Genomic DNA, 13,375 nt, shown 5'->3' with positions numbered 1-13,375 from the left:
GTCAGTCTCGGGCGGCGCCGACGGCGTGCGCGGGGCGGGTTCGGGCCGAGCTCTCGTGGACGGTGAAGTCCTCCGGCAGGGTGAGGAAGGAGGCGCAGCCGTCGGCGGTGATGCGGACGGTGTCGGAGATCCCGACGGTCTTGTCGCCGTCCACCCCCCACATCCAGGGGATCAGGTGGAAGGTCATGCCCTCCTCGAGCGGGCGCTCGTCCCCCTCGAGGAGGGAGAGGATGTAGCCCTCGTCCCAGGAGGGCGGGAAGGCGATCCCGATCGAGTAGCCGGCCCGCGTGGCGAGGCTCGCGCCGACGTCGTTGCTCTCGATGAGCCGCCGGGTGAGCCGGTCCACCTCGGAGACGGTCACGCCCGGCCGCATCAGGGCGCGCAGCTCCGCCAGGGTGTGCTTCATGAGGTCCTGGGCCGAGCGCATCGACTCCGACAGGGCGCCGTTGACGACGGTGCGCATCATCGCCGCGTGGTATCGGCGGTAGCAGCCGGCGACCTCGAGGAAGACGTGCTCGCCGGGCCGGATCATGCGCCCCTCCCAGGTGGAGTGGCCGATCATCGAGCGGGGACCGGAGGCGACATAGGGCACGACGGCCGGGAACTCCCCGCCGGCGCGGAACATCGCCGAGGTGATCTCCGCGGCGACCTCGTTCTCGGTCGCGCCGGAGATCGCGGCCTGCTGGCCCGCCGCCATCCCGGCCTCCCCGGCGTAGGCGGCCAGCTGCATCACCTCGATCTCCGCCGGGGACTTGCGGACCCTCCCCTCCTCGACGATGCCGAAGCAGTCCACGAGCCCCTCCCCGAAGGCGTCGTGGAAGCGGTCCTGCTGATAGGCCGGGAAGTAGTAGCTGTTGCGCTCGTAGCCCACGCGGGAGTCGTCCAGCCGCAGGTCCCGCAGGGTGGAGACGAGCTCGAGGATCGCGTCGCCCGAATCGGGATAGGCGCGGGAGTGCTCGAGCCAGGTGCGGGAGACGACGTTGGACTCCTCGAGGGCGCGGGTGATCATCACCGGCTCCGACTCGAGCGGGAGGATCAGAGCCTGGAAGAAGGAGTAGCCGGTGGTCTGATGGTCGGTGAGGTACATCAGGTTCTCCGGATCGGTGATGATCACCGCGTCCAGCTCGCGCTGCGCCATCCGCTCGCGCAGCTCGCCCACCCGGCGCTCGTACTCCTCCGGGGCGAAGGTCATGTCATGGCGGCGGCGCATCACTGCGCCTCCGCGACGCGGGCGACGGCGCCCTCGAGCAGGTCCAGTCCCTCCGAGAGGTCCTCCTCGGAGATGATCAGCGGCGGGATCAGCTTGATCACCCGGCCTCCGCTGCCGCACGGACCGATCAGCAGGCCGTGCTCGAAGCACTCTCGCTGGACTGCGGCGGCGAAGGCGCCGTCGCCCGTGTCCAGCGCCTGCATCATGCCGCGTCCCCGCACGGCCCACTCGTGCTCGGGGTGTGCGGCGACGATCCGCTCGAGCCGTTCGCGCATGAGGCGCCCCTTGGCCTCGACGCCCGGGAGGAAGCCCTCCTCGGCCAGCAGGTCCAGGCCCACCTTCCCGGCGACGAAGGACAGCCCCTGCCCGCGGAAGGTGCCGGTGTGCGCGCCGGGGCTCCAGTGCTGATCGACCTCGGGCTTGTTGAGGTTCATCGCGATCGGTGTGCCGTAGCCGCCCAGGCCCTTGGCGAGCGTGATGATGTCCGGGTCCAGCCCCATCCCGTCGAAGGAGAAGAAGCTGCCGGTGCGGCCGATCCCGGCCTGGATGTCGTCGATGATCAGCAGCGCCCCGATCTCGCGAGCGAGATCCTGGACCTGGTGCAGCCACTCGGCGCTGGCGACGTTGACCCCGCCCTCGGCCTGGACGACCTCGACCAGGAACGCGGCCGGCGGCAGCAGCCCGCTGGAGGGGTCATGCAGCGCCTGGCGGTACTCGGCCACGGCGGTGTCCCCGCCCGGTGCGGTCTCGAAGGGCAGGCGCAGGACGTTCTCCAGCGGCACCCCCGCCCAGCGGCGGAACGCGTCGTTCGCGGTCGCGGCGAGGGAGCCGAGGGTCATGCCGTGGAAGCCGTGGCTGAAGGCCACGATCTCGCGCCGGCCGGTCGCGGCGCGGGCGAGCTTCATCGCCGCCTCGACGGCGTTCGAGCCCGTGGGCCCCATGAACTGCAGCCGGTGGTCCATGCCGCGGGGCGCGAGGACCGCCTCGTGGAAGCGGGCGATGAAGTCGCGCTTGGTGGTGGTGTAGGTGTCCAGCGAGTGGGCGACGCCGTCGGCCTCGAGGAACTCGATCAGCGCCTGCTTCATCGCGGGATGGTTGTGTCCGAAGTTCAGCACCCCGGCCCCGGCGAAGAAGTCGAGATAGCTGCGGCCGTCCTCGTCGACCTGTCGGGCCCCGGACGCGGAGGCGAAGACGGTCGGGTAGTGGCGGCAGTAGCCGCGGATCTCGGACTCGTGGTTCTCGAAGACTGCGGTGTCCATGGGAGACCTCTTCTCGCTCAGGAGGCGGCCCGATCTCCGCGACCGGGCCGAGAGCGAAGACCGCCTCTGGTGCCGATACGGCCCGGTGTGATGACCTTCACAGCCCGAGGTGCTCCCCGTCAAGCAGGACGCACCCTCCGGGGCCGCCAGGACGGATCGTGCCTGGTCAGACCAGACCCAGTTCCCAGGCCGTGCGCACCGCGGAGGCGCGGTCGGTGACGCCGAGCTTCTCGTAGACGTGCCCGAGGTGCGTCTTCACCGTCGCCTCCCCGATCCCGAGGCGGGAACCGACGGCCCGGTTCGTGCATCCGTCGGCGACCAGCCGCAGCACCTCCACCTCGCGTCCGCTCAGCTCGCGGCGCGGATCCCGGCCGGAGGCGAGGACCGCGAGCGCGGCCGCGGCGAGGACGGGCCGGCCGGCGGCCAGGTCGTGCACCGCCCGCAGCACATCGTCCCGTCGGGCGTCCTTGAGCAGGTAGCCGTCCGCTCCCGCCTCGAGGGCGCCGCGGATGTCGCGGTCGGTGTCGTAGGTGGTCAGGACCAGCACCCGGGGGCGCAGGCGGTCACGGCGACGCAGCTGACGGATCGCCTCCGTGCCGCCGGTGCCGGGCATGCGCAGGTCCATGAGCACCACGTCCGGAGCGGTGCGCTCGATCAGCCGCAGCCCGTCGGTGCCGTCCTGCGCGCTGCCGACCACCTCGATGCCCGGATCGGAGCCGAGCATCGCCACGAGCCCGTCGCGCACCACCGGATGGTCGTCGACCACCACAGCCCGCACCGGGGAACTCATGCCGGCACCCGCGCGGTGATCGCGAGGCCGTGCCCCGGGCGGGAGTCGACGGCGAGGTCGCCGCCGACGGCACGGGCGCGCGCCCTCATGTTGTCCAGGCCGTGCCCGCGCCCGACGCTGCCGAGGTCGGCGCCGATGCCGTCATCGACGATGCGCAGCACCTGCTGCCCCTCTCCCCCGCTCAGCGTGAGCGCGACGCTGTCCGCCCGCGCGTGCCGAACCACGTTCGCGAGCGCCTCCTGGGCGATGCGCAGCAGCACCTCGGCATGCGGCCCGTCCGGATCGGCCTCGTCCGCGTCGACGGCCGCGACGATGCGGTGGGCCCTCGCCCAGCGTGCCACGAGCACGCCGAGCGCCTCGGGCAGGTCGTCGACGCCCAGCTGGTGCGGGGAGAGCGCCTCGACGGCCCGACGCGCCTCCAGCAGGGCGTCGCGCGCGGTCTCCTCCGCAGTGCTCACCCGACGGCGCGAGTCCTCGTCGATGCCGGGGCCGACGGCCTCGAGCTGGCGGATCACGCCGACCAGGCCCTGGGCGACGGTGTCGTGGATCTCGCGCGAGAGCCGGGTGCGCTCCTGCTCGACCCCGGAGAGCCGGGCCCGCTCCAGCAGCTCCTCGTGCAGCCTCGCGTTCTCCCGCTGGCTGCGGGCGAGCTCCTCGAGCGCCCGCTCGCGCGCGTCCAGCACCACCCCGCGCTCCCGGGCCACGCGGCTCATCGCCCCGGCCAGCAGCAGGTTCACGGCCGCGAGGAGCACGTACAGCCACGGCGCATGCAGCATCACCAGGAGCCCGCCGGATTGCCCTGCCGCGCTGACCAGGGCGGTCAGGACGAGGACCAGATGGCTCCGGGCGCCGGCCAGGAAGCGCTCGCCGTCGATGTAGCCGACGAAGGCATAGATGCACAGATAGGGGTTCAGCACCACGCCGGCGGCGAGGGTCAGCAGGTGCAGCGTGTACAGCGCACGCAGAGCGGAGCTGTCGGGTCCTGTCGCGGCGAGGCTGCGCCCGAGCACGGGCCGCAGCACGAGCAGCACAGCGGCGGGCAGGAGCGCCCACAGCCCGTCGTGGGGCACGACGCCCTCGCGCGGCAGGACGAGCCCGAGGAACGTGGCGAGGATCAGCAGCACCGGCGGGATGACGATCACGAGGCGGTCCCCGAGGGTGCGCGCGGACCCGTCCGAGAGGATGCCGTCGGCGACGGTCGCGCCGCGATCCGTCCCCGCGTGCGCGGCACCGGTCGCGGCGTCGGGCGGCGACGACGTCGGGGCGGGCGGGGCGGGCGGGGCGGACATGCGGCCAGTCTCCCGTGCCCGGGCACGGAGCACCACCGGATAGTCCTCCTCCGATCGGGGGAGGTGCGGCCCCGGGGCTCGTGCATACCGTCGTTCCATGTCCTCCCTGCCGAGACCTCCCGCGCACGCCGCCCCCGCTGTCGGCGACGCCCCCGCGACCGACACCGCCCCCGGGCCGAGGCCCGGTGCGCGGCTGCACCACCTGGACGCTCTGCGCGGCGGGGCGCTGCTGCTGGGCGTGCTGCTGCACGCCCTGATGCCGTACATGCCCTGGGGCGGCTGGCTCGTCCAGGACGGCTCCCGATCGCCCCTGGCCGCGCTCGTCGTGGGGGTGGTGCACCTCTTCCGCATGGTGCTGTTCATGATGCTCGCGGGCTACTTCGGGCGGATGGTGCTGCGTCGTCGCGGTGCCGGCGCGTATCTGCGGGACCGTCTGCAGCGGCTCGGCCTGCCGCTGGTCGCGCTGTGGCCGGTGCTCTTCGGCCTCCTGATCGCCGCGGTCGTGCTGGCCGAGGCGGTCCACGGTCCGGGCGTCGTCACCGGCGCCCAGCAGCCCTCCCCGCAGGCGACGGGGACCGTCCTGGACCTGCCCACAATGCATCTGTGGTTCCTGCTGCTCCTGCTCGAGATCGTGCTGGTCGTGGTCGCGGTGCGCGCCGTGCTCGTGCGCCTGCTCGGGGCGGAGCGCTCCGGGCGCTGGGCCGAGCGGATCGGCGCGCTGCTCTCCGCCCCGGGCGGGATGCTGCTCGCGGCGCTCCCCTACGCGCTGGCGCTGCTCGTGCAGGGCGACACGCTCATGGGGATCGTCGAGCCGTACACGCTGGTCCCCGTGCCCGGGGCGAGCATCGGCTACACCGGCGCGTTCCTCGTGGGCTGGTTCCTGCACGCCGCGCCCGACGGCCTCGCCCGCGCCGAGCGGCACTGGAGGGCCCATCTGGTGCTGGCCGTCGCGCTCACCGGCCCCGCGCTGCTGATCGCGATGCCCCTCCCGCTCTCCGCGGCGGCGCATGCGCTGGCGGCCTGGGCGTGGGTGCACGGTCTGCTGGGGCTGTGCGGCCGGGTGCTGCGCCGGGAGCGGCCCGTCGTGCGCTATCTCGCCGACGCCTCCTACTGGGTGTACCTGTGGCACTTCCCGCTGTTGCTGCTCGTGGCGGTGCCGCTGGCGGGCACCGACTGGCCGATACCGCTCGAGCTGGGCCTCTCCCTCGGCGTCGTCCTCGCGGCGACGCTGCTGAGCTACGACCTCGGCGTGCGCGGCACCTGGGTGGGCCGGTGGCTGAACGGGCACCGGCACCGGAGCGTGCTGCTCAGCCCTTGACACCGCCCGCCGCGGCGAAGCCCTGACCGAGGTTCCGGCCCAGGAACAGGTACAGCACCACCACCGGCAGCGAGTAGAAGATGGAGAACGCGGCGAGCTGGCCGTAGGCGACCTGCCCGTACTGGGAGGAGAAGGTGTACAGCGTCACCGCGGCGGGGAGCTTGTCCGGGCTGAGCAGCAGCATGAAGGGGACGAAGAAGTTCCCCCACATGGAGACGAAGGTGAAGATCGTGGCGACCGAGAGGCCCGAGCGCATCAGCGGCAGCACCACCGACCACAGGGTGCGGTAGACGCCCGCCCCCTCGGTCCAGGCCGATTCCTCGATCTCCATCGGCACCCCGTCCATGAAGCCCTTGGTGAGGAAGATGGCGTAGGGCAGGGAGCTCGCCCCGAGGAACAGGATCGCCCCGCCCATCGAGTCGATGAGGTTGACCTGCACGAACATCGAGTAGACGGGGATCATGATCGCGGTGATCGGCAGGCCCGTGGAGAAGATGATCGTCAGCAGCAGGGGGCGCTTGGCCCGGAAGCTGTAGCGGGAGAGCGGGTAGGCGCACAGCACCGCGGAGACCATCGTCAGCAGCGTCGCGCCGCCGCAGAGGAGCAGCGAGTTGCCCAGCGGGCGGAAGGTGGTCTCGGCGTTCCAGATCGCCGAGTAGTTGCCGAGGCTCCACGTCTCCGGCCAGGCCACGGACAGCGAGGCCTCGGTGTCGAAGGAGGCCAGCACCACCCACAGCAGCGGCACCAGGAAAGCGAGGCCGATCGCGGCCATGACGAGGTTGCTGGCGAGGCGGGTGCCTGCCGCGCGGCAGCGGCCCGTCCTCGGGGCGGGCCGGGGCGCCGCGGTCTCGGCGGGTCGCGGCTGCTCCGCGGCGGCGGTGGTCGACAGGCCGGCGGTCATCGCTTGTCCTCCTCGGGCAGCAGGCGCAGGTAGGCGATCGAGGCGAGCGCGCCGATCAGCAGGAGCAGCAGCGCGACGGCGGTGCCGTAGCCCAGCTGCCCGTAGGAGAAGGCCTGCTCGTACATGTACAGCGGCAGGGTCTGGCTCTGCCGGGCGGGGCCGCCGCCGGTCATGATGAAGATCAGCCCGAACACCGACAGGGTCTGCAACGTGGTGAGCATCAGGTTGGTCGCGATCGCGGGGCGCAGCAGCGGCACGGTCACGGAGACGAAGCGGCGCACCGGCCCGGCGCCGTCCAGCGCCGCGGACTCGTACACGTCCCCGGGCACCGAGCTCAGCGCCGCGGAGTAGACGAGCATCGAGAACGCCGCCCCGCGCCAGATGTTCGCGAAGGAGACCGCGATGATCGGGGCGCTGAACAGCAGGTCCTGGGAGGGCAGCCCGATCGAGGTGAGGATCGTGTTCAGGCTGCCGTCGTCGGCGAAGAAGGTGTAGAGCAGGTAGCCGGCGACCACCTCGGGCAGGATCCAGGCGGCGATCACGATCGAGGTGACGGTGAAGGTGACCAGGCGGTGGGTCCGCTCCATCAGCAGCGCCAGGCCCATGCCGAGGAGGTTCTGGCCGACCACTGCGGACACCAGCGTGAACACGAGGGTGAGGACCACAGAGTTCCAGAAGTCCCCGTCGGCGAAGGCGTCCAGGAAGTTCTGCACCCCGACGAAGCTGGTGTCGGAGGCGCCCTCGCCGCGGATCGCGCTGTCGGTGAAGGCGAGATAGAGGGAGTACAGGATCGGTCCGAGCATGAAGCCGAGCAGCAGCAGCGCCGCCGGGAGCATCGGCACCGCCCGCAGCGGCGAGAGCCCGTCGCCGAGGCGGGTCCTCCTCCCGCTGCGCGCAGCGGCGCGGTGGGTCGCCGTCGTGTGGGTCGCGGTCATCCCTGGGCCTCCTGCACGTTCTCCTCGCCGACGATGTCCCGCACCGTGGCGTCGTAGGCGGCGGCCGCCGCCTCGGGGGTGGCCCCCGTGAGCACCGCCTCCATCGCCTCCTGGATCGCCGAGGAGACCTCCGGATAGGCCGGCAGCGCCGGCCGGTAGTAGGCGGTCTCCAGCAGGTTCGTGAAGTACTCCACGGCCGGTGAGTAGCTGAGGTAGTCCTCCACCTCCGCGACGTCCGCGCGCACCGTGATGTGGTTGTCGGCGATCGCGTACTCGACGAGGGTCTCGGTCGAGACCAGCACCTCGAGGAAGCGGAAGGCCGTCTCCCGGTCGGTGACGTGCTGCGGGATCGACAGGCCCCAGCCGCCGGCGAGGGTGACGGTGCCGGTGCCGCCGCCGTCCTGGGTGGGCATGTCCGCGAGCCCCACGACCTCGGGCCATTCGGGCCAAGGCCGGCCGGCGCTCTCGGTCCAGTTCTGCGAGATCCAGGAGCCGTCGATGAGCATGCCGAGCTTCGCGTCGGGAAGCATCGAGGTGTAGATCTGCTCGGAGATGTTGGGGTCCAGCAGCTGGCCGAGCGAGGCCGTGAGCTCCTCGTCCACGATCGTCTTCAGGAAGGCGAGGGAGTCGATGAAGCCCTGCGAGCCGAGGATCCACGTCGAGCTCTCCTCGTCGTAGAGCCCGGTGCCGTCGCCGGTGCCGTACAGCAGCATCTCGAAGCCCTGCATCGAGGCCTTCTCCCCCTGCGGCGTGCCCGCGTACATGAAGAACGGGATCGCCTCGGAGTCGGAGTCCTTGATCGCGCGAGCGGCCTCGAGGATGTCCTCCCAGGAGGTGGGCTGCCACTCGGCGGGCAGGCCCGCCTCCTCGAAGACCTCGCGGTGGAACCAGATCGCCCGGGTGTCGGTGGTGATCGGCACCCCGTAGACCTCCCCGTCCTCGCCGGTCACGGCGAGCTTCGAGGCCTCGGCGATGTCGTCCCAGTGGTCCCAGCCCTCGACCAGGTCGGTCATGGGCTGGAGGTAGCCGGCACCCACATCGGAGAGCAGGATGAAGGAGTCCTCGTAGACGAGGTCGGGGCTGGTGCGGGGCGAGCTCATCAGCAGCTCGTTCTTCGTGAAGTAGTCGTTCTCCGAGGCGACGATCGGGACGAGGTCGATCACGAGATCCGGGTTCTGGGCGGAGAACTCCTGCGCGGCGCGCTCGATCCACTCCTGCTTGATCGTGTTGGAGCCGAACTGCTGGAAGGCGATGCGCAGGGTGCCCGCGTCGCGCGCTCCCCCGGAGCAGCCGGCCAGCGCTCCCAGCGGCAGCAGCACGGCCGCTCCCGCAGTCAGCCGCAGGAACGAGCGGCGGTCGCCGCCGCTGCGGGGGAAGAGGGATGGAACCACGCGGACCTCCTCGTCGACGTCTCTCGGCCCCATGACCCTAGCCGGTGGCGTAGGTCACGCGCATGTCCGGTCCGCGCTCGGCGCGTCGCCGCCCCGCGGGTCAGCCCCGGGCGCGGCCCACTCCCTGAGCTCGCTCCGCATCCGCGTAGCGCATGCCGGCCGGGACCTGGGCGAGCTCGAACCAGGAGGCGGCCCGCGGCAGGAGGCGCACGTCCTGCCAGGGGATCTCGAAGTCGGGGGCCTGCCACAGGGTCAGGGCGATCTCTGCGCGGCGGCCGGCGGCGACCAGCAGCAGCCGGCGCAGTCGGGAGAGCGGATGGGGGTCGGCGCGGCCTGCGGCGGGGATCGCGACCGCGCCGCCGAGCTCCAGCGGCCACACGGTCTCGCCCCAGTGCAGCGCGGCCCGCTCGGGGGTTCCCGCGATCACCGCAGGCGGACGCAGATCGGCCGCGGCGACGGGCACGGGCGCGAGGGGCTCGCCGCGCTGGAGCACCTCGTGCTGGACCCAGGCGCCGGGCAGCAGCATCCGGTCCCCGGCGTGGACGTCGACCAGGAGCGCGTCGGCGAAGGGGCGCAGCGGCTCCCCGAGCTGTCCGCGGCGGGCCAGGTCGCGGCGAGGCGCGGCGATCACGCGCACGACCGCGTCGTCGCCGGGCCGGTCGGTCAGCGGGATCCGCACCCGGGTGCCGGGGAGGGGGTCCGTCGTGCTCATCGGCGGAACCGCGCCTCGGGCCGGTCCTCGAGGGCGAGCGCGAGCTGCGCGGCGAAGCGGTCGTTCATCGGCGGCGGCTCGTGGACGGGGAACCACTGCGCGGCGGTGTTCTCCCCGTCGGCGGGCCAGGGCTCCTGTGCGCCGTCGGCCTCGCACAGCAGGCAGAGGTCGAGGTATTGGGCCCGGTCGCCGTTGTCGTAGGTGACCTCCGGCAGAGCGCGCACGTCGATCAGGCGCACGGCCGTGCAGCGGATCCCCGCCTCCTCGGCGACCTCGCGCACGGCGGCGTGCGCGGGCTCCTCCCCCGGGTCGATGATGCCGGTGACCGGGGTCCAGCTGCCGTCGTCGCTGCGGCGCACGGCGAGCATGCGGGTGCGCTCCCGGTCCAGGACGAGCGCGGTCACCCCGGGCATCCACAGCAGCTCGTTCCCGATGCGCTCGCGCAGCGAGAGGACGAAGTCGGGGGTGGCGATGATGCTCCTCCTGGTCGGGGACGGGAAAGGGGCGGGGGCGGCGCGCAGACGGGCGCGGGAGGGCGCGGTGAGGGTCGGCCGCGCGCGATGGTCAGTCCTGCAGCGGGCGGCCGTGGGCGTCGCGCTCGAAGGCCTGCGCCTTGGCGAGCACCATGATTCCCTCGATGAACCCCCAGATCGCACCGAAGCCGCAGGTCACCAAGGTCACGACGATCTGGATGACGCCGATGGCGGTGTATCCCATGAGGAAGCGATGCACGCCGAAGCCGCCGAGGAAGATCCCGAGGACGCCCACGAGCACGCGGCTCTGCGCCTGGCCGCCGGCCGGCCCTGCCGGTGCGCCGTACGGCGCCTGGCCGCCCGGCGGGATCTGGCCGCCGTAGGGGGACTGGCCGCCAGCGGGGGCGCCGTAGGGGGATGCCTGCCCGTAGGGGGACGCCTGGCCGTAGGGGGATGCCTGGCCGTACGGGGATGCCTGGCCGTCATCGGCCTGCCCGTCGGCCGGTGCGCCGTAGGGCGAGGACCGGCCGTAGGGGTCGGACGCGCCGGTCCCCTGGGCGGGGGCCCACCCTCCCTGGTCGTCGGGCTCCGCGGAGGAGGCGGCACCGTACGGCGAGGACTGGTCGTACGGCGAGACCTGACCGGACGGATCCTGCGCCGGCGGCGGAGACTGGCCGTAGGGGTCCTGCGCGGCGTACGGGTCGTGGTCCTGCGGCGTCCAGGAGCTGTCGTCGGAGGGGTTGCTCATGGCTGCCACGATACGTGCTCGCTCCGGTCGCCCGCATCCCGGCGGAACGCACCCGGCGCCCCGCTCTCGCGCGCTCGCACGGCTCCTGTCAGCGCCGACGCTTCTCGCGGATCCTCACGCCGATCACGATCGGCGAGCCAATGAACTCGAAGTCCTCGCGCAGGCGGCGCTCGATGAAGCGCCGGTAGCCGTGTTCGAGGAATCCGCTGGCGAAGATCACGAAGCGCGGCGGGCGGGTGCGCGCCTGCGTCGCGAACAGGATGCGGGACTGCTTCCCGCCGCGCAGCGGATGCGGGTGCGCGGCGACGAGCTGGCCGAGGAAGGCGTTCAGGCGACCGGTGGGGATACGTCGGTCCCAGGAGCGCAACGCCTGCTCGAGCGCGGGCACGAGCTTCTCGGCGTGGCGGCCCGTCGCGGCGGAGATGTTCACGCGCGGGGCCCAGGCGACGTGGGCGAGGTCCCGCTCGATCTCCCGCTCGAGCGCCTTGTGCCGCTCCTCGTCCAGCAGGTCCCACTTGTTGAAGGCCAGCACGAGGGCCCGCCCGGACTCGAGCACCATGTCGATGATCTTCAGGTCCTGGGTGGAGATCGGCTCGGAGGCCTCCAGCAGCACGACGGCGACCTCGGCACGGTCCAGCGCGGCGTGGGTGCGCAGCGAGGCGTAGTAGTCCGCGCCCTGGGACTGGGCGACGCGGCGCCGGATCCCCGCGGTGTCCACGAAGGTCCAGTCCTTCCCGCCCAGGGTGATCCTCTCGTCCACCGGGTCGCGCGTGGTGCCGGCGACGTCGTCGACGACGACCCGCTGCTCCTTCGCGAGGCGGTTCAGCAGCGAGGACTTGCCCACGTTGGGGCGGCCGACGAGCGCGACGCGGCGGGGGCCGTGGTCCACGGGCGCGCCGCGGCCCTCCTCCGGCATCGCGGCGATCACCGCGTCCAGCAGGTCGCCGGAGCCGCGTCCGTGCAGGGCCGAGACGGGATACGGCTCGCCGAGGCCGAGGTTCCACAGGGCGGCGGCCTCGATCTCCCCGCGCTGGTCGTCGACCTTGTTCGCGACCAGGACGAGCGGCACCTTCGCCTTGCGCAGCACCTTCAGCAGCTGCTCGTCGGTGGTGGTGATGCCGACGTTCGCGTCGACGATGAACATGACCACGTCGGCGAGGGAGACGGCGACCTCGGCCTGCTCGGCGACGCGATAGGCGATGCCCTGGACCTTGTCCTCCCAGCCGCCGGTGTCCACGAGCCAGAAGTCCTTCCCGGACCACTCGGCCTCGTAGAAGACGCGGTCGCGGGTCACGCCCGGGCGGTCCTCGACGACGGCCTCGCGCCGGCCGAGGATGCGGTTGACGAGGGTGGACTTGCCGACGTTGGGGCGACCCACGACGGCGACGACGGGCAGGTTGCGCCGCGCCTCGGGCAGCAGCTCCTCCCCCTCGGCCCCGCCGAGCAGGGCGAGGTCCTCCTCGTCCAGCTCGTACTCGGACAGCCCTGCGCGCAGCGCGGCCTCGACGTCCTCGTCGCTCGGGCCCTCGTCCCCGGAGACCGCGGACCGCGCGGGATCCGGGAGGGCCTCGGTCGCTGCGGCCTCCACGACCGCGGGCGCGGCGGGCTCGGCCGCGCCGTGCTCCGCCTCCTCGTCGGCGGCCTCCGCGGCGGCGACGAGCATGAGCACCTTCTCGACGACGTCCTCGATCCCGAGGCCCGTGGTGTCGATCGGCTCGACGCCGTCGGCCGCGGTGAGGAACTCGGAGACGGCGGAGTCGTCGCGGTCGCGGCGCAGCACCTGGTCAGCCATCCGCGCCCGGTTCTCCTCGGTGTCCTCGAGGCCGAGCTCCGCCGCGCGGCGACGCATCCGCTCCTCGTCGGAGGCGGTCAGCAGCACCCGCACCCGTGCGTCGGGGGCGACGACGGTGGTCGTGTCCCGTCCCTCGGCGACGCAGAAGCCGCGCTCGGCCGCGGTGGTGAAGAGCACCTCGCGCTGGCGGCGTTGGAGGATCGGGCGCACCAGCGTGTTCGTCGCGACGGCGGAGACGTGCTGGGAGATCCGCTGCTCACGGATCGCGGCGGTGATGTCGGTGCCGGCGACGACGACGGTCGCACCGGCCGGGTCGGTGCCGAGCTCGAGGTCGATCTCCTCGGCGACACGGGCGACGGCCTCGCGGTCGGCGAGGTCCACGTCGTGCTCGAGGCAGGACCAGGCGATCGCCCGGTACATCGCGCCGGTGTCGAGGAAGCCGCCGTCCAGCGCCTCGGCGACGAGGCGGGAGACGGTCGACTTCCCGGAGCCGGCCGGACCGTCGATAGCGATCGTGATGCCCTCGGCGGGGTCGTGCGGCGCGCTGGTGTGCATCC

Annotated in this window: 12 protein-coding genes; 1 reads left to right on the top strand and 11 read right to left on the bottom strand. The window is 72.6% G+C overall.

Annotated elements, in window-relative coordinates; all coding sequences use genetic code 11:
• Nucleotide 1 precedes the first annotated feature (1 nt).
• The 4 genes from doeA to D1648_RS08495 form a co-directional block, all read right to left on the bottom strand.
• Nucleotides 2-1,210, bottom strand: coding sequence for an ectoine hydrolase (doeA, locus tag D1648_RS08510; protein ID WP_122940679.1), 1,209 nt, complete (start codon nucleotides 1,208-1,210; stop codon nucleotides 2-4).
• Nucleotides 1,210-2,469, bottom strand: coding sequence for an aspartate aminotransferase family protein (locus D1648_RS08505; protein ID WP_122940676.1), 1,260 nt, complete (start codon nucleotides 2,467-2,469; stop codon nucleotides 1,210-1,212). Before D1648_RS08505 ends, doeA begins: the two co-directional genes overlap by 1 nt.
• A gap of 166 nt (nucleotides 2,470-2,635) precedes the next feature.
• On the bottom strand, nucleotides 2,636-3,259 hold the full coding sequence (locus tag D1648_RS08500; protein WP_122940674.1) for a response regulator transcription factor: 624 nt from the start codon (nucleotides 3,257-3,259) through the stop codon (nucleotides 2,636-2,638).
• Nucleotides 3,256-4,548 (bottom strand): sensor histidine kinase, encoded by a 1,293-nt coding sequence (locus D1648_RS08495; RefSeq protein WP_122940672.1) that lies wholly within the window; start codon nucleotides 4,546-4,548, stop codon nucleotides 3,256-3,258. Before D1648_RS08495 ends, D1648_RS08500 begins: the two co-directional genes overlap by 4 nt.
• Nucleotides 4,549-4,645: 97 nt before the next feature.
• Between D1648_RS08495 and D1648_RS08490 the strand changes: the two genes are divergently transcribed.
• A complete protein-coding gene (locus D1648_RS08490) occupies nucleotides 4,646-5,866 on the top strand; it encodes an acyltransferase family protein (RefSeq protein ID WP_241155409.1) in 1,221 nt (406 codons plus the stop codon).
• Here D1648_RS08490 and D1648_RS08485 read toward each other — a convergent pair.
• The 7 genes from D1648_RS08485 to der all read right to left on the bottom strand — a co-directional run bounded on the left by D1648_RS08485 (nucleotide 5,856) and on the right by der (nucleotide 13,373).
• Nucleotides 5,856-6,767, bottom strand: coding sequence for a carbohydrate ABC transporter permease (locus D1648_RS08485; protein ID WP_122940669.1), 912 nt, complete (start codon nucleotides 6,765-6,767; stop codon nucleotides 5,856-5,858). The two genes, D1648_RS08490 and D1648_RS08485, sit on opposite strands and share 11 nt — an antisense overlap.
• A complete protein-coding gene (locus tag D1648_RS08480) occupies nucleotides 6,764-7,702 on the bottom strand; it encodes a carbohydrate ABC transporter permease (RefSeq protein ID WP_122940667.1) in 939 nt (312 codons plus the stop codon). Before D1648_RS08480 ends, D1648_RS08485 begins: the two co-directional genes overlap by 4 nt.
• Nucleotides 7,699-9,126, bottom strand: coding sequence for an extracellular solute-binding protein (locus D1648_RS08475; RefSeq protein ID WP_370239785.1), 1,428 nt, complete (start codon nucleotides 9,124-9,126; stop codon nucleotides 7,699-7,701). The genes D1648_RS08480 and D1648_RS08475 overlap by 4 nt, the downstream gene beginning before the upstream one ends.
• Nucleotides 9,127-9,193: 67 nt before the next feature.
• Entirely contained in the window at nucleotides 9,194-9,805 is a 612-nt protein-coding gene (locus tag D1648_RS08470; protein ID WP_122940662.1) for a hypothetical protein, read from the bottom strand.
• The gene (locus D1648_RS08465) at nucleotides 9,802-10,218 is read right to left on the bottom strand and encodes an NUDIX domain-containing protein (RefSeq protein ID WP_122940660.1); all 417 of its coding nucleotides are present in this window, start codon (nucleotides 10,216-10,218) and stop codon (nucleotides 9,802-9,804) included. Before D1648_RS08465 ends, D1648_RS08470 begins: the two co-directional genes overlap by 4 nt.
• A gap of 151 nt (nucleotides 10,219-10,369) precedes the next feature.
• Nucleotides 10,370-11,026, bottom strand: coding sequence for a TM2 domain-containing protein (locus D1648_RS18170; protein ID WP_122940657.1), 657 nt, complete (start codon nucleotides 11,024-11,026; stop codon nucleotides 10,370-10,372).
• Between the two features lie 88 nt (nucleotides 11,027-11,114).
• Nucleotides 11,115-13,373 carry a bifunctional cytidylate kinase/GTPase Der gene (der, locus tag D1648_RS08455; protein ID WP_122941100.1) on the bottom strand — a complete coding sequence of 753 codons (2,259 nt, stop codon included), beginning with the start codon at nucleotides 13,371-13,373 and terminating at the stop codon, nucleotides 11,115-11,117.
• Nucleotides 13,374-13,375: the final 2 nt, after the last annotated feature.

Source organism: Brachybacterium sp. EE-P12 (assembly GCF_003711805.1).
Taxonomy (GTDB): domain Bacteria; phylum Actinomycetota; class Actinomycetes; order Actinomycetales; family Dermabacteraceae; genus Brachybacterium.
The sequence above is the reverse complement of the archived record's forward strand: the minus strand, read 5'-3'. Positions and strand labels throughout refer to the sequence as shown.